Origin of the sequence: Treponema sp., from assembly GCF_017430385.1 — a bacterium.
Lineage (GTDB): Bacteria > Spirochaetota > Spirochaetia > Treponematales > Treponemataceae > Treponema_D.
This window is the reverse complement of the sequence record NZ_JAFRNB010000041.1, coordinates 1-20,478: the sequence shown is the minus strand read 5'-3', so window position 1 is coordinate 20,478 and position 20,478 is coordinate 1. Positions and strand designations below refer to the sequence as shown.

Genomic DNA, 20,478 nt, shown 5'->3' with positions numbered 1-20,478 from the left:
TCTGTCGTCCGTGATTTCTTCGAATGTTTCCTTCAATGTCATTTTTACTACCCGAAGTTATTTTATCATCTCGCCTAATCTTTAAATACAATACTTGTTAAGAATTCAATTGCAGAGTGCTTTTGATGCGGATGCCCTGTTTCGCCTACTTGTACAAAATGACAAAAAATGATATTTTGTCATAATAGAATGCTATTCCAGCCGTTTGATTATGGGGCGTTGCGGGGTGTCCCCGCAGAAGGGGTAGCGTAAAACGCCGTAGGCGGTTGTAGCGAGGGGGAGACTTCCCCCTTTGAATAAGGAGATTTTTATGAGAAGAGTAGTTGTAACAGGACTTGGTTGTGTTTCACCTTTGGGAAACTCGGTTGATGCCACATGGGCTGCCATTAAGGCTGGAAAAAGTGGAATCGCCACTATCACACATTATGACAATGCAAATTTCAAGGTAAAATATGCGGCTGAGGTAAAGAATTTTAAGGCCGCTGACTACATGGATTCTTCTGCTGCACGCAAAATGGCTTTGTACACACAGTACGCTGTCGCAGCTGCAAAAATGGCTTTGGACGATTCAAAATTGATGGGAAATGCTGAGGTTCTTGAAAACACATCTGTTTACCTCGGTGTCGGCATTGGCGGTCTCGAAGTTACAGAAAGCACAATGAAAGCTTACTTCGATTCAAATCAGACTCGCATGTCTCCAATGACAATCCCGATGCTTATTCCTAACGAAGGTGCAGGAAACATCTCAATGGCATTCGGCTTGCACGGTGCTACACACACAATCGCTACAGCTTGTGCTTCTGGTACAGACGCTATCGGTAACGCTTTTGACCAGGTTCGCTCTGGCCGCTACGATGTAGTTTTGGCTGGTGGTGCTGAGTCTACTCAGTGTGGTTACGCCAACCTGGGATTCTCAATGCTCCACGCACTTTCTTCTGGATATGCTGACGATCCTTCAAAAGCAAGCCGCCCGTTCGACAAAAAACGCGACGGATTCGTAATGGGTGAAGGCTCAACAATCCTCGTTTTGGAAGAGTATGAGCACGCAAAGGCCCGCGGTGCAAAAATCTATGCTGAGCTTGCTGGTTACGGTGCTTCTAGCGACGGATACCACCTCACAGCTCCAAACCCGGACGGAGTTTGCGGTGCAAAATGTATGACAGTCGCAATGAAAGACGCAGGCGTAAAACCAGAGGAAGTCACATACTACAATGCTCACGGAACTTCAACAAAATTGAACGATTCCGGCGAGACAAAAATGCTCCACATCGCTTTCGGAGAGGCTGCTCCAAAACTCCACATTTCTTCAACAAAATCAATGACAGGTCACTGTCTCGGAAACGCAGGCTCACTCGAAGCTATGATTTGTGTAAAAGCAATTCAGGATTCATACATCCCGGCTACAATCAACTTGGACGAAGTTGATGTTGAGGGCGGCTGTGACTTGGACTACACTCCAAACAAAGGCCTTGATATGCCAGTAAATGTTGCAATGAGCGCAAACTTCGGTTTCGGTGGCCACAACGGCTGCTTGGTATTCAAGAAAGTTCAGTAACCAGCATAAACCCTAAGAGGCTCTCGGCTGGAACCCGCCATAAAGCTCGCGGTGAACAAGTTCAAGCGAGCTTTTGTCGGAACCCAGCCTACGCCTCTTAGGGCATATTCTTTTTAGGGCACTTTCGTGAGTGCCAAGACATCTAACATAGGAGTATAATATGGAAGCATTTACAGATATTGAATCACTTTTGCCACATCGCAAACCTTTCCTTTTCGTGGACTCAATCGACAGCTATGACGAGAATGGTTGCGTTTGTCACCGCACTTTTACTGACGAGGACTTCTTCTTCAAGGGGCACTTCCCGGAATACCCAGTTGTTCCTGGCGTTATCCTGATTGAGACAATGGCTCAGGGCGGCGGTGCTGCTCTTAGTTTGCAGAAAAAGTTTGACGAGGGAAGCTTGTTCTTCCTCGCAACAGTAAACAACGTAAAATTCAAGCATCAGGTTCGCCCAGGCGACAAAGTTCGCATGGAAGTAACCAACAAACGCTGCACCAAAAACATGGTAGTCCAGGCCGGCAAAGCCTTCGTCGGCGACACATTATGTGCTCAGGCAGAATGGATGTGCCTGGTAGGAAAAGGCAATTAGTCAGCAAGACAATTGTGCCCAGGCAGAATGGACACTGCCGTTCGCGTGAGCGAACAGTTAATATTTCCTTTCAGTGCGAGGCGGCTTGCCCGCCTCATGTGCCTTGTAGGTAAGGGCAACTAATCAGCAAGAAAAATGCTTATGTGCACAGGCCGAGTGGACACTGCCGTTCGCGTGAGCGAACAGTTAATATTTCCTTTCAGTGCGAGGCGGCTTGTCCGCCTCATGTGCCTGGTAGGAAAAGGCAATTAATCAGCAAGAAAAATGCTTATGTGCCCAGACTGAATGGTAGGGAGCCGGTCGCCGTAGGCGAACAAACTTGTGAGACAAGTTTGTAGGCGAGTCTCGGTTCGGGCTATGCTCGAACCGCGGGCGTGCTTGGTTGGGACAGGTAGCGAGCGTTAAAAAATCGCATGAGATGCGATTTTAGCGAGTCTCGGAAAAATCTGTGATTTTTCCGCGGAAGCGAGCGTTAAAAAATCGCATGAGATGCGATTTTAGCGAGTCTCGTCCGAAGCTGAGCTTCGGGCGCGGGGACTAATTCACCTACTTGCATAAATATACGAAAATTCTGTATAATTATTACATCGGGGGACGACGGCGTTTGCGTACGAAGTCCCCTTTATCTTTTATAGATTATACAGGAGCTATATATGAAAAAGATTGTAATTTTTGCAGCAGTTCTTGCATCAGTGCTTTCATTCATTGGATGCAACAAAAAAACAGAAGCCGGAGAATTTACAGTAGAGAAGGGCAAGTTCAAGGTTGGAATGGAAATCGGTTATCCTCCGATGGAATATTATGATGCCGACGGAAAAACACCGATTGGTTTCGATATTGAGTTCGGCCGTGCTTTGGCTGCTAAACTTGGCCTTGAAGCTGAGTTCATCGATACTGCCTGGGACGGAATCTTCGCAGGTCTTGAGACAAACAAATATGATGTAGTCATCGCGGCTGCAACTATCACTCCAGAGCGATTGGAAGCTATGGAATTTTCAAAACCTTATGTCGGAAACGGCCAGACTATCGTAGTTAATGCTACTTCTGGATTCAAACCAGCTTCTCCAAAAGACTTGGAAGGCAAAGTCGTTGCTTATCAGGCTGAGACAACTTCTGACATCTTCATGGAAAAACAGACAAAAAAAGGCCTTCGCTTCACACCTGCTGAGTTCGACAAAGTAATCAATGCTTATGACGAGCTTAAGCTCAACCGTTGTGACGCAGTAGTTTCTGATGCGCTTGTTTTCGCAAATTATGCTGAGGATCCTGCTTTCGTTTCAACTTGGGTAGGTGATGCTGACGAATATTTCGGCGTTGCAATCCGCAAGGGAAACACAGTCCTTCTTGATAAAGTTAATGCCGCTATCGACGAGATGAAGGCTGACGGCACAATGAAAACTCTTTACCTCAAAGTTTTCGGCTCAGATTTGAGCGATACAATTAAATAATTTTGGCGTTACCCGCCTTCGGCGGGTCGGGCTTTCCGTGGTTTCATTCCCCGCCATGTCTGTCGGGGAACGGCTTCGCCGCCACTACAATCCCTAACGCTATAGGATAAAACATGACTGCTTTACAGAAAATTATAGGCTGGATTCCGGCTCTTTTGGACGGCGCAAAAATCACGATTCTTCTCACGCTTACATCTGTTGCTGCGGGAATCGTAATCGGGCTTTTCCTTTCGCTTGGAAAAATGTCAAAAGATAAAATTCTCAAAAAAATCTGTAGCGCGTATATTTTCTTCTTCCGCGGAACACCGCTTTTGATGCAGCTTTATTTTCTGTATTTCGGTCTTCCGAAGATTTTCCCGGTGCTCACTTTGAGGAACAAATTCCTTGCAGCCTTCATCGCTTTCGGTCTCAATTCCGGGGCATACATGGCTGAGTACATTCGCGCTGCGATTCAGTCAATCGACAAGGGCCAGAAAGAAGCCAGTCACGCGCTTGGATTCAACTACTGGCAGACTATGGGACTGATTATCGTGCCTCAGTCAATCCGCCGCCTTATTCCTGCAATCGGAAACGAATTCATCATGGTTTTGAAGGATGCTTCGCTGGTTTCTTTGATTGCTTTGGAAGACATCACAAAGGTAACCAGAAGTATCGCTTCTTCTTCAGGAAACGAGCTTGTTTATGTTCCGGCGATGATTTTGTACTTGATTATCACCGCTGTGTTCTCGGTTGTCTTTAATAGAACAGAAAAGAAATTTAGCGTCTACGAATAATTCGAATCGAAAATCCATCCATGGATTTTCGAGTTCGTACGAGAATTTTCATTCTGAAAATTCTCTCTTTGCTTTTACCCCGCATCCTTGCGGGGAATGCTTGTGAGAAGGAATTTATAATGAGTATTATTAAGACTGAAAATATCGATGTTTCTTTTGGCGACCTTCATGTTCTCAAAGGCGTTTCGCTTGAAGTTCAGCCGAAGGAAGTTGTTTGTATTATCGGACCTTCGGGAGCCGGAAAATCTACTTTCCTGCGCACATTGAACGGCCTTGAAAAGTTTTCTGGCGGAAAGATTTTCGTTGATGACAATCTTTTGGACGAGTATGACAGCGGAAATCATGTTTTCAAGATGCCGAAGAAAGAGCGGGCACAAGTCCTTCTTGAAATGGGAATGGTTTTCCAGAGATTCAATCTCTTTCCGCACAAGACTGTTCTGCAGAATGTAATGATTGCGCCTGTTCATGTAAAAAAAGTGTCTAAAGCTGAGGCTAAGGCCCGTGCGATGGAGCTTCTTGCCCGCGTAGGATTGGCCGACAAAGCCGACGAATATCCGAGCCGTCTTTCGGGCGGTCAGCAGCAGCGAGTTGCGATTGCACGCGCCCTTGCAATGGAGCCAAAAATCATGCTTTTCGACGAGCCGACCAGTGCCCTTGACCCGGAGCTTGTAGGTGAAGTTCTGAGCGTAATGCAGGAGCTTGCAAAAGAAGGCATGACGATGATTGTAGTGACTCACGAAATGGGCTTTGCACGCGAAGTCGCAAACCGAGTCCTCTTCATGGAAAGCGGAAAAATTGTCGAAGAAGGAAGCCCAGAGCAGATTTTCGGCAGTCCAAAAAGCGAACGCTTGCAGCAATTCCTTAAGAGCGTTCTTTGAAGTCAAAATACTTCCGTGTATTTTGACTTCAAACGAGAAAATTCTGTTCACCTTAAGGCAAACAGAATTTTCTCTCTTTGCTTATTTCCCGCATCCTTGCGGGGCTTTTTTTCAAAAAATAATATTAAAAAGTCGGTAGAGATACCGGCTTTTTTTGTCGATAATATAGAGAAAATCTTATATAATTTAAGTAGGACTTTGAATTGAACGCAGAACGCAAGACATTGGACTATGGGGATTTTGTTCCCGCAAAAAAGAAAAAGACTTCTCTAAAAATCGATGAAGCTCAGGGCAGTTTTGTCCGTGTGAATCCTAATGTCTCGAAGGTTCAGAAAGCTCCTGCCGATTCTGAGCCGAAAAAGCCTGTCGCGCCTGCTTCGGCAACAGTTCTGCCTGAAAAATCTCCTGCGCCGGCAGTTGAGCCGAGTGTGGCGACCGATGATTTTGCTTCCATTTTAGAGGAAATTGATTCTATTGGCGAGGCTTCTGAGAGCGGAGGATTTATCCTTGAAGAGCCGGCTGAGTCAATTCCAAAGCGAGCTGATGAAATCAAAAAATTCCTTGAAGATGACAAGCGTTCTTTGCGGCTTGAAAAAAATGCCATCCGCCTGATTAAAAAATATGAGCAAATGGAAGAGCTTGAGAATGAGCGGAATTTTAGGGTAAAGCGGCCGATTGGCATAAAACTGGTCGTGATTATATCGTTCCTGCTTGTTCTTGCTGTCGGAGGCGTAACTTATGCCGTATCTTACTTTGTTACTCAGGACACCCGCTCAAATGCCGAGGAAAACAATCTTGCGATTAACAGTCGTACTGCGAGCGACACAGAAAATCGAATCAACTCGGCAGTTTCAAGCGTGACTATGTTCCTTGATTTGATGTCAACGACGGGCAAAGACGATTCCGGGGCAAAGGAAATTGAAAAGCTCTTCTTTGACCGCAACAAAGATATTGTCGCAATTTATTATGTCCGGGCTGATGACGCTATTTTGTTCACCAGCGACACATTTATTGTTTCGCACGAAATTGAAAATGAATCTGTCCTGGCTTACATGCAGCAGGAAAGTGAAAGCGGAGAAAAGGCAAAGAACGGCACTTTCGAGATTCTTAACGCAACTCCGTTCTTCAATGTTCCGCTGATTTCTTTGTTCTGCCCGGTTTCTTCTTCTTCGGGCGAGGGCTATGTCGCGTTCCTTTACTCAACTGCCGAAATCGGTGAAAGTTTTGCATCGGGAAGCATAAACCAGTCTTTCTTCGTGAACAATGACGGAATTGCACTTGTTCACAGCGATTTGGAAAAGATGAATTCCGCTGCTGACTTAAGTTCCCTCAAAATCATCGAGGAAATGCTTTCAAGCCCGGTCGGTAATGGTCAGATTCCATACACAGATGAAAATGGTGACGAATATATCGGCGCGTTCCGAAAATTGGGAATCGGGAACGGCGGTGTCATCACTATCGCAAAAACTTCGGTCATCCTTGAAGGCGTAAGGCGGATTACTTACCGAAATATCTGCATTATGTTCGCGGTCGTGGCAATCGCAATCCTCGTAATTTACTTCTTCGCAAAATCTTTGAGCAAGCCGTTGCAGGTTCTCACCGAGGTCGTTAATGAGGTCAACAAGGGCAATTTCAACACGGAGCTTTTTGACGAACTCAAGCTCAAGCGCAAGGACGAAATTGGTGTATTGGAACGAAGCACTAAAAACGAGCGCGAAATTTTGAACATGGTTTCGCGCCTCACGAACAAGGGCGTTACAAAGGCCGTAATCACCAAAAAAATTGACTTTGATCCGCATCTTAAGGACATCACGATTTTTTTCAGCGACATCCGTGGATTTACGGCAATTTCGGACGGCTTCAAAAAACGCTTCGGCGAGCACAGTGCGGCTGAAATCATCGGGTTCTTGAACGACTACATGAGCCGCATGGTAACTTGTATCAACAAGACTGGCGGCATCGTCGATAAATTCGAGGGCGATGCGATTATGGCGGTCTGGGGCGTTTTGAGGAATGAGAGCCTTGACTGGGAAAAATTGAATGAAACTTCGGTCACGCGAATCCTGAACGAGGAAGCTCATGCTGAATATGTAAAGGCTGATGCCCTGAGCGCAGTCACATGCTGTATCGCAATGCGATATTCTCTCATGAAATACAACAAGGATGCCGCGGCTTTCACGGAAGCGCACAAAAATGAGCCTCGTGCAAAATACAAGCCTCACATCAGGATTGGTGCGGGCTTAAATTCTGGTCGTGCTACGGTCGGATTCATGGGAAGTTTCGACAAAATGGAATTCACTTCAATTGGTGACTCCGTGAACTTTGCGAGCCGTGCTGAGGCAAGTAACAAGCCTTGTGGAACGGACATCCTCATCACGCAGGACACTTATGATATTCTCAAAAAAGATTATATCCGCTGTGAGGAAAACAATTTCATCATCAAGCCGGCGAATATTTACAATGAGATTATCGTCGAAAAAATTCCTGTTGAATTTGAAGTCAAAGGAAAAGGAAAGCAGCATTTTTACGGCGTAGTCAATATGCCGAATTTTGATATTGCAAAATTCTTCTCAACGGAAAAAGAAGAATATGAAGTTGACCATGATTGCGAAAGAGCAGTTGGACCTGCAGGCCCTAAGACTTTAAAAGAAGTCCGGGATTTGCTCGGAATCGAAACGCCTGATTTTGAAAAGGTAAATCTGGATGCGGAAGAGAACAAAATTCAAGTCGCTGCTCCGTGATTTCCTCGTGATTTTGTTCTGCCTGTCCGTGGCCGCTTTTTTTGCGTGGCTTTTCTGGCAGGATTTGAACGCATTCACTGTTCGTGGCGACAAAACTGAAGTTGGAACAATCTCTTTTAAGCACAATGTGGCTCAGCGAAAATTTGATGACCGCGTTGTGTGGGAACGCATTACCAGCGGAACAAAACTTTATTACGGCGATACAATCCGCACGGCTGATTTGGCGCAGGCTGTCCTTACTCTCAATGACGGAACTGTAATCGATCTTGGCGAAAACACGATGATTCAGGTCGGGGCTAATGCTGGCGGCGGAGTTCAGATTTCGATTAACGGCGGAGACATTCAGATTGATTCGACAACGGCACTTTCCAGCGTTCAGCTCAAACTTGATGACGGCTCGGTCGTAAATGTCGATGCCGGAAGTTCCCTTGCCGCAAAATCTGATTCTGAGAGCGGTGTCCATAATGTTGAAGTTATGGCTGGTTCTGCCCAGATTACGACGGAAAGCGGCCAGATTGCACAAATTGCTGACGGTGAATCAGTCAATGTCGAGAAGGGCAAGGAAATTCAGAAAAATGCCGTGACCGTGATTTATCCGCCAAAAGACCTCAAAATCCTGAATACTTCCGATTCATACATTCCGGTTCGCTTTGAATGGAAAACGAGTGAAACTGGGCCTGTTACTTTGCAGACTTCTTTTACTCGTGATTTCAAAAAAATCGCCACAAGCCGGGAATTTACCAATTCTTCCGTAGCCGAAATGAGGCTTGAAAGCGGAGTGATTTTCTGGCGGCTTTTTACTGAGGGAGAAAAATCTTCCGCCATTGTCGGTCGGCTCAGCATTGAGAATTTGAAGGCGATTTCAGGCATTTCTCCTGCAAGTGAAAGTCAGTTCAAGTACCGTTCTTCTTTCCCGAAAGTCGCATTCAGATGGACGGGCAACGATTATGCGGAACGATACAGGCTTTTGATTTCCTCAACGCCGGACATGCGTACTGTCGTCACTGATTCAGAAATCAGTGGAAATTTTGTGACTATCGACACGCTTGAAGAGGGCAATTACTGGTGGCAGGTCACGCCTTACTATTCATTGAACAGCCTCGGCTATGCGGGCGGAAGTGAAGTTTATCCGTTCAGAGTTGTCCGAAGCCAGGAAATTCGGCCGCCGGAGCTTTCCGTTCCTGCCGATAACGCCCAGATTATCTACAAGGAAAAAATTCCTGGAAATTTCATCTGGAAGAGCGAGCTTAAGGATGCTCAGTACGAGATTTCGATTGCGCGGGATCATGATTTTACGAATGTTGTTTATTCAGCGGTTACAGACGGCACCCGGTACACAAAAGAATTCTCTGCCACGGAACTGCATGACGGAACTTATTATTGGAAAGTCTTGCGAAAATCTTCTGATGCCGATGACAAAACTCCAGAGTCAGAAATCCGCTCGTTCCGTATAGCGCGTTATGTTCCTGAAGACAACAAATTGCTTTATCCGCCGGACAATTTTTCTGTTGAGGGCACGAAAATCCTCGGCACGGCTTTCATGTGGAAACTTTCGGAAGAATATGAAAAATCTTCTGTTCCGTCCGTGATTCAGATTGCGACAACTCCGAATTTCTCTACGATTCAGGTTGAGCGTGCAACATCTTCTTCGGTTCTCGACAGCATAAACCTTCCTTCGGGCAATTACTGGTGGCGGGTCGGCGTGCGCGATGAAAGCGGTTCTGTCAAAGACTTTACTCAGAGCCGGATGCTCACTGTTCTTTCAGAGCTTGACCCGCCTGTTATTGTGGCTCCTGCCCAGAATCAGGAAGTCATGGTGTACAATTACGCGCCTGTCACAGTTTCATGGAACCCGAATCCCGATGCTGAATATTATTCAGTGCGAATCTGCAATCCTGACGGTGAAGTCGTAAAGCGGCAGAATGAAGTCCGAGACACTTCGGCAAATTTCGTGCTTGAAGAAGGAAGCTATGTCTGCTTCGTTCAGGCAGTTGCCGGCTCATCAAGAATTTCCGTTGCGAGCGAGAGAATTTTCTCAGTCCGCTCTCCTTCGATGATTCTTGCGCAGAGTCCGAGCGATGGAATGAGGATTGCGGGGCTTACGGCATTGAGAAATCCGGTGATTTTCACATGGCTTCCAGGAAAAGACAAAGTTTCTTCTTATAAATTCATTCTCTCAAAATTGCAGAAAGACGGCTCGTATAAAGTCGTTGATTCAGTTGATACGACAAAAACAAATCTTTCGCTAAACCGGCTCACATCGGGCACATATTCATGGAAAATTTCTGCAAGCACGGCAGGCGGAATTCCTGTTGATTCAAAAACTCTCAGGTTCACGATTGACGGAACTCCAGATTTGCAGCCGCCAGTTCTTGTAAGCCCGGCAAGAAATTTCGTGATGGACGGTGAATGGCTCAAAAAACACAGAAATATCGAATTCGCTTGGAACGAAGTTGTTGGCGCGACAGCATACACTTTCGTGCTTTACAAACTGGATTCGGTTGGCAAAAGAAAGCTCGTTTACACCGAAAAGAACACAAAGGCATCGACCGTGCGGATTAAGGATTTGTCGATTCTCGATGTCGGAACTTTTGAATGGACTGTAACGCCATATTCTTACGCAAAGGACGGCTATCTTGAGCAGAAAGGAAACGCAAGTTCCAGCACTTTCAAGATAGATTTTGCTTCGCCGACGAAAGTTGAGGCCGTAAAGCCGGGGATGATGTATGGAAACTAAAAGAATCGCATCATTCCTGAAATTTGCAATAATTCTCCTGCTTTTGGCCGTGCCTGTTTTCGCGGACGAAATTTCTTTCCCGCAGAAACTTGAATGGAAAAGCAATGCGAATGCCCTTGAATACAAAGTCGAGGTTCAGAATATCGCGACTGGAAAGACTCAGGTGCTGACGACGGACAAAACTTCCACGGAAATCTCACTCATGCCTGGAAAATACCGTTATCGAATTTCAGCTTATGATTTTTTGGGCAAGGAAGCGAGCGTTTCATCATGGACGAATTTTGAAGTCTTTAAGGCAAACAAACCTAAAATCAAGGATGTCGAGCCGAGCGTAAAAGTTCAGAAAGAAACAGGCTCGGTCGGAATCGATGTGAATATTTCTGACATCAACAAGGACACGAAATTTGAGCTTGTGAATGAATCGCTTGAAGGTGCCATTTCAATAGAAGAAAAATCTCTTATGGGAACCAGCTCCTCTGAAACTGAGAAAATCACTCATCTTGATTTTAAGAATGTTCCTCCAGGAAAATGGCGGCTCCGTGTCACAAATGCCAGCGGACTTTCTTCTCTTTCCGAAGTAATTGAGATTGAGGGTGAGAAAAAATATTCTGAGGAAGAAGTCGAGAAAATCAAAAAAGAGGCCGAAGATGCCGTGCGCAGCGAAATGCAGGCTCAGGTTGAAGAATACAAAAAAAATGCCGAAGCAGAAAAACTTGCCGCAGAGAAAGCAAAGGCTGAGGAAGAAAAACGGCTCGCCGAGGAAGAGAGACTTCGTATTGAAGAAGAAAAACGCCGTGCCGAAGAAGATGAGCGGCTCGCAAAGGAACTTCTGGAGCGGCAGAAACGGGAGGCAAAAGAAGCCGAGAAAAAGGCAAAAAAAGAATGGAAGGCGGCTCACCCTTACAAATGGAAGAATGTGATTGTTGAGGGCGGGCTTGCTTACTCGATGAATATTCTCGGCGACACAATCAAGGATTATTACGAGGAAAAAAATGTCATCGCACTCAATGCCAGGGTGAAATTCCTTCCTGTAAAAATCCAGAACGAGCAGATTGGTGCTGAAATCGGATTCTTGCGTCAGGAATTCAAAAAAGATAACAGCTATCTGACTGCAAAACTTGAATCTAATATTATTGATGCTAAAATAGTATGTCAGCATAGAGTTATGGAAAATGTGTTTGTTGCTGGCAAACTCGGTGGCGGCGTTGATATGGTCACAAAATCCATAGACTATTCAGCTTCTGCCCCGAACAGGCTTCCCCCGGATAAAAAGAATTACTTTTATCCTGCTACCGTTGCCGGAGCTTCCGTGTTCTTTACACCGTGGAAGTTTGTTGTTGCTGAAATCGGTGCTGATTTCACTTATGTGCTTGCAGGCTCTTCACCGCTGGGATTTGTCTCGCCTTACGCCTGCATTGGATTCAGATTTTAAGGAGTTGCGATGAGAAGACTGACCTGTTCGATTCTTTCTGTATTCTCGATGATTCTCCTTGGGCTTTTCTGTTTCCTTTTTGCTTCTTGTGGGGATGAGCTGACTGATGATTTGCAGGCAGATTTTTCGACATCTTACATTTTCTTCTCGTACAGCCCGGAACTTACGGAATCTCCTGACCCGGTAACAATTTCTTATCCAATCGGCACAAGGGTTCCTTTTTCGTCGCTTCCATCGGCCACAACTCCGGCATTTTTTGCGCTCAAACCTGGATATAAAATCGACTTCTGGCTTTATTATAAAAATCCTGTTACAGGCTCCAAGGATTTGCCGTCAAACATCACATGCAGGAAAATGACCGCGGGCGACGGAACTGAATTTGATGCCATAGACAGCTTTACGGTTGCATCGGCTCCGGCAAGTTTTGTAGTTCATGAATGGCTTCCTGTGACTTATTATGTTGTCCTCGATGGAAATGGCGGCACCTACACTGATGCAGAAGGAAAAGTCATTTCACAGGAAAAAACGGCATTTTCTTACGATACGAGTGCGGCTCTTCCGACAAATAAATTCGTGCGCAACGGCTATGTCCACAACGGCTGGGCAAGAACATCAAGCGCAGTTCCTAACACTCCTGAGTTCAAGGATTCAGATGTCGTCCTAAATCTTTCAAATGTCGAAGGAAGCGTGATAAATCTTTTTGCATGTTGGCTCAAAGAAAAAATCAACATCAGTTTTGAGGCAAACGGCGGAAGCGGAACAATGGCGACTTTGGAACAGGTTTCTGTCGGCGATGTTCTTCCTGCATGTACATTTACGGCTCCTGTCGGGCATTATTTTGGCAGCTGGACTTTCACAAAATCTGATGGCTCTATCGTAAATTCATATCCAGACGGAGCAACGCTCACTGAGGCAAATTATCCGAACGAGAATGCGACTTTCGTAGCTCAGTGGCTTTTGATTCCTTATACGGTAACATTTGATTCTCAGGGCGGAAGTATCGTTCCGAGCCAGACTGTCGGCTGGAGCACTTGCGCGACATCACAAGTTGCAACAAAAACTGGCTACGATTTTGGCGGCTGGTACACGGATTCTGCATGTACTTCTGCTTATGATTTCACAACTCCAGTCACGGCGGACATCACGCTTTATGCCAAGTGGAATATCCAGAGCCGCACGGTCAATTATGACTTGGACGGCGGAACAGGCACGGTTCCTGCAAGCGAAACAATTGATTTCAGCTCATGGCCATACACACCGGCTCACACCGCGACAAAAACTGGCTATATTTTCGACGGATGGACAGCTTCAGAATCAGAATGGAGCACAGAGCCGGTCACATTTACGGCAAAATGGAAGCCAAAAGGAAGCATAATCGGAACAATTCCTGCTGGAATCGGAGTGACATACACTGCAACTGGAATGACATTCACCGTAACAAGCGGAAATCCTCCGTATCAATGGATTATTGATGAGGCTTTTGCTTCTGGCGGAACAGATACTTTATCTATTTCATATACGGATTATTCAAGCGGAACTCATCTGGTCTTTGTCTGCGGCAGTCCGGGAGCGGATGGAATCTTTACAGCCGCGTTCCAGTTTGAGGTTCAGTAATCCATAAAACTTATTTTAAGAATATTTGAAAAACTAAAATCTTGTGTTACAATAAAATGAGGTGTTTTCTATAAAGTACACGCCATTTTCTAAACGGATTGGAGCGATTTTCTCAAAAGCAGCCGCAGTTTCTTCTTTGAAACGAAAAATTTTCGCGGCCGTGGCGGTGTTTGTGTGTGTGGCTGGAGTGTGGGGCGGAAATGTTCAGTATCTTGATTTCAGATGGACAAGTAGTGAAAGCGGCTCATGGACAAATAGTGAAAACTGGGAATATAAAAATATTTCAGACTGGAAGAACGTTGGAAGTGGGGATTATCCTGGCGCGTCTGGAAGCGGATCAGACCGAAGTGTTTTTTTGAATACTGACAGAAATCAAGCTGAAATAACTATAACCCTTGATTCTGATATAACAATAAAGAACCTGAATATTGAACCTTCAGGTTCTTCATCCACAATCGTAATAAATTTAAATGGTCATACGCTTACTGTAAATGGAACTTTATTTATTGGAAACAGTGAGGGCACTGAATATCCTGTAAATTTTATAATCACTGGTGGTGGAACCCTTTCTTGTGATTCCATTAATCTTGCAAGTTCATCATCCTCTTCTACAGTCAATATTTCTGATGGGGATACAATGGATACAACGCTCACTGTCGAAAACAGCATAAATAACAATGCTACAGACCAATCAAAGGCCGGATTGTCTCTTACTGGCGACGGAATTTTCAATTATAACGGTGGTTCAGTAGTTGGCGATTTTATGACTGTTGATTCTTCTGATTTACAAACTTCCGGGGCTATATATACGGCGACAAATGAATTTAAATGGAACTTAGCTTCTGACGGCTCGACGGTCGGTGAATGGAATGATCCGGCTAATTGGCTGCAAAAAAAGACAAATGGCCCGATGACAAGTTATTCAGCCGCTACCAGGTACCCCGGCTCAAAAGACGGCGACACGGCCGTGTTTGCGGCTTCTACTGATAAATATGCAGTGAAGGGGTTTACAGTAGCAGACACGTCTTATAGCATTAATATAAAAAATACGGCTGGTTCAAATAGAATTTCTCTGTATTCAGATTCGGCATCTTATATAATTCCTTCTGAGGTTCATTGTTATGGACCGGTGCTTTTCTGGGAAGTCCCAAAGGTAAAAAATCTTATAGTTGAGACTGCAGGAACTCAATTAGGAAATGCTATTAAAATTTCAGAAAAACTCACGATTGAGGCTGGTGCAAGCGTATGGCATTCTGGCGGAACCGTAGAGATAAAAGATTTTGATAATAAAGGCTCTTATTTAGGAGCATCGGGAAATATTATTTTTACGGGTGAGGTTTCTAATACAGGAGACCTGGATTTTAAAGATGAAACCGTCACCTTCAATGGCGGTTACTCCGGCTCTGGTACAACAAGTCTTTCTTCCGGCTCAATCACTTTCGGAACAGGCACGACAAACACGGTCGAAAATCTCACTGTCAGCGGGGCTGGCACAATAAAAAGTCTTTCTGAAAACGCGGTTGAGCTTGTTAATGTTACTCTTCCGACCGCAAGCGGAATAAATGTCACTTTTACCGGAAATTTCAAATCAACTGGCTCTTTTACGGCTTCTGCTGACAAAACATTTTTTGTGAATGGAAATGTAGATTTTTCGGGTTGCCCTAGCTTTACTCCGACTACGAATGGCGCATTTTTGTTCTATAACACTGGCTCTTCTGTAAAAACACTTAAAACAATGTCTGACATGCCATTCAGGAATTTCTTTTTCGGCGGAAATGTTGAAATCGTTTTGAATGGAACTGTAACTGTCTCTGCTAAATGCCAGATGTTAACCGAGGATTCTGCTTATAATCAGAGCAACAATTTTACGGCAAAACTTAGTGGTGGAGAGCTTAAGGCGGATGGTGACGCCGGTTCTGTTGTAATACAAAACATGGGAGCTTCTTTAGGAACTCTTGAACTTGCTCCTAGTGCAAAAATCACCTGTGCAGATACTTTTTATCAAGAGACTGGAACTAAACTGATTATCGATGCAAAGGATTCCAATATCGGCACAGATACTGTTTTGACGGCAAAAAGTTATATAGGTGTGGAAAATTCTTCAATAGAAAATGCTGGCGTAATAGAGTTGACAGGTGGCTCATCTTCCTTTAAGTTTGGCTCGTACACCGGCTCCGGGGATAATTCGGTCAAGATTTACGGCGGTTCGATAGAGTGCCTTGCCCCGGCGAATAGTGGACCAATCGGAACGCTTCTGCTTCTTCCTGTCTCTGATTCAAGTGAGAGTTTGACAACCATTTCTTCAAGTGATGATTTCAAGGTTGCAAAACTTGTTATAGGTGACAATGCAACTCTAAAGGCTCTTGTGAATCTTTCTGTTTCGGAACAGTGGCAAAATAACAATACGACTTCAAGCTCTGTTTTTGATGCGAACGGAAAGACTGTTACTTTTGAATCTGAATCTGGCGGAAATACGATAAAAATTATTGGAAATACGACTTTTGGCAAGGTGGTTTTCAAAAGCAAAACAGAATTTTCAGATTCCTGTACATTTTCAGATTTTGTCTGCGAGACCGGCGGAATTACGCTTGATTTCGGTACCTTACAAAAAAATCAGACTGTCACCGGTAATCTCACTCTTTCAGGAGCGAGCGGAAATCCTCTGAAACTTGACGGCAGCGGCAAAATTGTAGTGCAAGGCGGTAACAGCAGTTTTGAAGGAAAATACCTTTCGGTTGGAAGCAGCGTTCTGATTTCACAGACGAGTGGTACTCCAGTGGCACGGACTTTTGAAGCCAAAAAAAGTTATGCGGCTGTTGCTACCGATTATGACGCTGTATGCAATAACGGATGGAAACTCCTCGGCTCAGGAATTTATGAATGGACAGGCTCTGTTTCGACAGATTGGGAAACTGTCGGCAACTGGAAAGTTTTGAACGAGGATAATTCTTATACATCTCCGCCACCGGATTATCCTCGTTATGACACGGACTGCGTAACTATTGATGTGGCTTCAACTGAAAATCAGCCTGAGCTTGGAAGCAATGTTCAAATCGCAAAGATTACGATTGGCGAGAACAGTTCCCTAAGTCTTTCGGGGCATAATTTTACAATAAAAGGCTTGGACGGTGAGCCAGAAGCCTTTAAAAATGAAGGAACAATCATTCTCAACGGTCAGGAAACGGTCGAACTTCTTTCTGCTACGGAAGATTCATCACTTTCGGATAAGGTGAATGAAAGCGGAACCTGGCATTATGACGCGAGCGGCGGAACTGTCAAAAAAATTCCAAATCTTCCATATAACAAGCTCATAATCAGCGGAAGCAGCATCAGTATTGAGGCTGGCTATACAGTTACGGCGGCAAATGGAATCACTTTGGGAACTGGTGCATCGGGCGAAACTACATCGATTATGGGTAATGTTCGTTTGGGAAGTCCTGTCACGCTTAAAAATGATGTCTCGCTTGGCGGCGGTCCTTCATCTGATTATACGATTTCACTTCAAGACACGGTGAACGGAGACGCGGCACTTTCAATCCGGGGAAATTATCTATTTTTCGGAAAAGACATCGGAACGGAAACGCCATTAAAATCAATCGTCTGCAACATGGGCGCAAATTCTGACAGCGGCGAGTTCAATTATTCTCTTTCGGTTGATGGAGTTACTGTAAAAACAAGCGGAGACCAGACTTACAATGGATATGTGCATCTTAGGGGCACGGACGGAGCTTTAACTCCATCTTCTACAACTTCGTTCATATCTGAAAGAGGCAACATCCTTTTTGCTGATAAAATCGTGAATGACAGCAGAACTGGAGCGGCCAAGCACAGTCTTTATGCCGAGGCCAAAAACGGAACCGTCACTTTTGCAAAATCTGTCGGAGAACGGGTGTCTAATACTCTCGCATCACTTTCCGTTGATGCAAAGGAAATCAACATCCAAAGCAGTGTAAAAACGAACGGCACTCAGAATTACAAATGCCTTTCCGGTAATGCTCAAATCAACGGCACGGAAACTACATCAACCTTCACAAGTTTTTCGGACAACAAAATCATTTTTGAGCCGGGCGTTACAATTGATTCGGCAAAGACTTTTACGCTCGGAAGCAATCTTCAAATCACAGGAAACATCGAAAACAACGGAATTATACAAAACAAGGCCACTGGTTCATCCGTAACTTATTCCCTGTCGCTTGCAGGAACTGCAGAAAATCTTTCTGAAATCACAGGAACTGGTCAGTTTGTCGTAACGCCAGTGACTAATTTTACCGGCGAATACCTCAAAATCGGAAGTGCTGTTAAAATCTGCGAGACGGCCGATTCAGTTGTAAATGGGGCATTCGATTTGAGAAAGTCAGACGGAACATGCACGAGCGTACCAAGTGCCGGGACTACGGATGATGATTATGCAGTACTTTTCAAAAAAGGCTGGAAACTCAAAAATCTTTCTTTTGTATGGATAGGCGTAAATCCTCCTTCATGGTTTGACTCAGCGAACTGGAATTTGGGAGATGTTCCAGGAATTTCAAGTAATGAGGATGTCGATGTTATTATCCCAGATGACAGCCATGCTTTGGGTTTTTGGCCTGTTGTCTCAACTTCAGATTTGGCTAACAATGCACTTTATACAGGTGCTACAGAGATAAAAATTCACGCTCTTAATGTTGGTTCTGTGGCTGATTCAAACGCTCGGCTTACCATTGAAGACGATGGAACTGGTACTGGAGAATTACTGAATGTCACAACGACTCTCGTAAATTACGGTACAATTGAATATAAGGGCGATTACAGAATTTATAGTGGCACCAAAAATAATCCTATAAATGATATTGCTCATAATGGATGGATTGAATATTCCGGCGGAAGTACAACAAATTCTCAGGTTGTCACGAAATTTCCTGGCACTGGCGATGATTACGCGAATCTTATGATTACGGGGCTTAATACTGAAACGCAGGCAGAAATTTCTGTCGCAGGAGATGTTCGTGTATGGCGAAAAAATGACACTGATGAATCTGTCGTAAATTATAATGATTTTGCCTCACTTCAAATAAAAAAGGATTTGATTCTTAAGGGCGGTTTCAATCTGGATAAAAACTGCAAAACTCAAGCTGAAACCAATACAAATATTATTTTTGCAGGCAATAATAAGTCTTTCGTAATAAGCTCTCCAAGCGAAACAAGAAAAGCTGGAAGGGCAGAGTTCTGGAATCTTAAAATCAACAGCGGATGCAATGTTCAAACATCAGGTTCTTATGTTCTCAACGGAAGTATTCTTAATGAAAACACAGACGGTAGTGGTTTTGAAGCTGTTATTGGTACGCTAACTTTTCAAGGCTCAAATGTGACAGTAGAAGGAATAAACACTTTTGATTCTGCTGTGTTCTCAAAAGCCAATGCCCAGATTGAAATTACTAATGCAAATACATTTAATAATCTCATATTCAAAGGTAAGGGCAGTACCGTAAAATTCGCTGCTGACAAGACTCAGAAAATCCTTGCACCTGCGTTAGCACAGGCCGTATTAGATGGAACTTCACAGTCACTTACGGATTCCTTTATTGTTATTGGGGATGCCACTTCAAAAATTTCCCTCACCACAAATGCACCTTCTCCTTCTTCTACAGACACTTCAACATGGTGGACAATCGATGTTCCTGCCGATAAAGTTGATGTTTCAAACGCATTGATTTCTTATTCTGTTTCCATGAATGACATCAGCGAAAGAATTGAGGATGCCACAAAAGTTAATGCCGAGCCTGATACGGCCATATTTACCACGACAAACTGGTTTAAACGATTGTTCTATTGGCGCGGTGGCGGTGACAGCGGTGTAACTTATACAAACTCTTGGGCGGATTCACAAAACTGGAAATTCAAAAGCGGTACTACATATTATCCGGCTACTGTTCCTAATGACGGTTCTGTTTCTGGAATGGAACTTGCGCAAATCGTAATTGATACGGTGTCAGGCGGAAAAAATCTCGTGCTTGAAAACGATATTTCGGTTAAATCAATCACGATAAACAATGGGAAAACTCTTGATTTTGCAAGCTGGTCTGTTACGGCAAATGATTCTGATGATACAACGAATGATTTCATAGCCGAAAATAATTCGACACTGCGTTTTGCAGGAAGCGGTTCTGAAGCGGCTGCTGCCACACAAAGCACAATCACCGGAAAATGCTCATTCGGAACGGGCGTGACTTTTGAATACTACGGCGGAGGAAAAGTTCTTGCTGTGGACGGAGACGTTTCAATTCCTGCCCGGCAAATCCTGAAAATCACGAATGGGACAGACGGAACGCGAACTCATCTGCAGCTTGGCTCCCAGAGCATTCAAATTGACGCTGCAACGAATCCTGCTTTCAATCAGGGAATTATCGAAGTGAACGGAAGCGGAGTACTTTCTTTTGAATCAGCCACATTCTCCATGACGAGCGGACTTGTGATTTACTCAGATTTTTCAAGTGCAATTCCTGCTGGTGGCTTCTGGAATTTTGCGGCTTTCGGCGACAAATATTCCGCTGTTGATTCAGACTGGCATAATTCAGCTAATACGCGTTTTGCTTATCCTGATTTTGATTATCCTTCCCCTAATGGAAAAGCTGGCATCCTTTCCGGTACTCTCACCGTCGGGAACAATTTCTATGTGAACGGAGTTGATCTTTCTTCGCTCACTCTTTCTCTTCCTTCAAAAGTCGATGC

General features: G+C 44.5%; 10 protein-coding genes. All 10 read left to right on the top strand.

The genetic code is table 11. The features are described 5' to 3' along the window. Positions 1 to 310: 310 nt before the first annotated feature. On the top strand, positions 311 to 1,555 hold the full coding sequence (fabF, locus tag IJJ71_RS03250) for a beta-ketoacyl-ACP synthase II (RefSeq protein WP_296845292.1): 1,245 nt from the start codon (positions 311 to 313) through the stop codon (positions 1,553 to 1,555). A gap of 160 nt (positions 1,556 to 1,715) precedes the next feature. After that, positions 1,716 to 2,147, top strand: coding sequence for a 3-hydroxyacyl-ACP dehydratase FabZ (fabZ, locus tag IJJ71_RS03245; protein WP_296845291.1), 432 nt, complete (start codon positions 1,716 to 1,718; stop codon positions 2,145 to 2,147). Positions 2,148 to 2,800: 653 nt separating this feature from the next. Beyond that, positions 2,801 to 3,595 carry an ABC transporter substrate-binding protein gene (locus IJJ71_RS03240; RefSeq protein ID WP_296845290.1) on the top strand — a complete coding sequence of 265 codons (795 nt, stop codon included), beginning with the start codon at positions 2,801 to 2,803 and terminating at the stop codon, positions 3,593 to 3,595. A gap of 113 nt (positions 3,596 to 3,708) precedes the next feature. Then, positions 3,709 to 4,368 carry an amino acid ABC transporter permease gene (locus IJJ71_RS03235; RefSeq protein ID WP_296845288.1) on the top strand — a complete coding sequence of 220 codons (660 nt, stop codon included), beginning with the start codon at positions 3,709 to 3,711 and terminating at the stop codon, positions 4,366 to 4,368. A 119-nt stretch (positions 4,369 to 4,487) separates the two neighbouring features. Further along, a complete protein-coding gene (locus IJJ71_RS03230; RefSeq protein WP_296845287.1) occupies positions 4,488 to 5,246 on the top strand; it encodes an amino acid ABC transporter ATP-binding protein in 759 nt (252 codons plus the stop codon). Between the two features lie 203 nt (positions 5,247 to 5,449). Beyond that, positions 5,450 to 7,987 (top strand): adenylate/guanylate cyclase domain-containing protein, encoded by a 2,538-nt coding sequence (locus IJJ71_RS03225; RefSeq protein WP_296845285.1) that lies wholly within the window; start codon positions 5,450 to 5,452, stop codon positions 7,985 to 7,987. After that, complete coding sequence (locus IJJ71_RS03220) at positions 7,950 to 10,724, top strand: FecR family protein (protein WP_296845283.1); 2,775 nt, start codon at positions 7,950 to 7,952, stop codon at positions 10,722 to 10,724. The genes IJJ71_RS03225 and IJJ71_RS03220 overlap by 38 nt, the downstream gene beginning before the upstream one ends. After that, the gene (locus IJJ71_RS03215) at positions 10,714 to 12,156 is read left to right on the top strand and encodes a fibronectin type III domain-containing protein (RefSeq protein WP_296845282.1); all 1,443 of its coding nucleotides are present in this window, start codon (positions 10,714 to 10,716) and stop codon (positions 12,154 to 12,156) included. The genes IJJ71_RS03220 and IJJ71_RS03215 overlap by 11 nt, the downstream gene beginning before the upstream one ends. A 9-nt stretch (positions 12,157 to 12,165) precedes the next feature. Next, complete coding sequence (locus IJJ71_RS03210; protein ID WP_296845281.1) at positions 12,166 to 13,770, top strand: InlB B-repeat-containing protein; 1,605 nt, start codon at positions 12,166 to 12,168, stop codon at positions 13,768 to 13,770. Positions 13,771 to 13,831: 61 nt separating this feature from the next. Further along, on the top strand, positions 13,832 to 20,478 hold a 6,647-nt coding region (locus tag IJJ71_RS03205), incomplete at its 3' end, for a hypothetical protein (RefSeq protein WP_296845280.1).

Bases quoted from the DNA above. Each gene is read 5' to 3' on its own strand.
- fabF (WP_296845292.1), top strand. From the start codon at position 311: ATGAGAAGAGTAGTTGTAACAGGACTTGGTTGTGTTTCACCTTTGGGA.
- fabZ (WP_296845291.1), top strand. From the start codon at position 1,716: ATGGAAGCATTTACAGATATTGAATCACTTTTGCCACATCGCAAACCT.
- IJJ71_RS03240 (WP_296845290.1), top strand. From the start codon at position 2,801: ATGAAAAAGATTGTAATTTTTGCAGCAGTTCTTGCATCAGTGCTTTCA.
- IJJ71_RS03235 (WP_296845288.1), top strand. From the start codon at position 3,709: ATGACTGCTTTACAGAAAATTATAGGCTGGATTCCGGCTCTTTTGGAC.
- IJJ71_RS03230 (WP_296845287.1), top strand. From the start codon at position 4,488: ATGAGTATTATTAAGACTGAAAATATCGATGTTTCTTTTGGCGACCTT.
- IJJ71_RS03220 (WP_296845283.1), top strand. From the start codon at position 7,950: ATGCGGAAGAGAACAAAATTCAAGTCGCTGCTCCGTGATTTCCTCGTG.
- IJJ71_RS03215 (WP_296845282.1), top strand. From the start codon at position 10,714: ATGGAAACTAAAAGAATCGCATCATTCCTGAAATTTGCAATAATTCTC.
- IJJ71_RS03210 (WP_296845281.1), top strand. From the start codon at position 12,166: ATGAGAAGACTGACCTGTTCGATTCTTTCTGTATTCTCGATGATTCTC.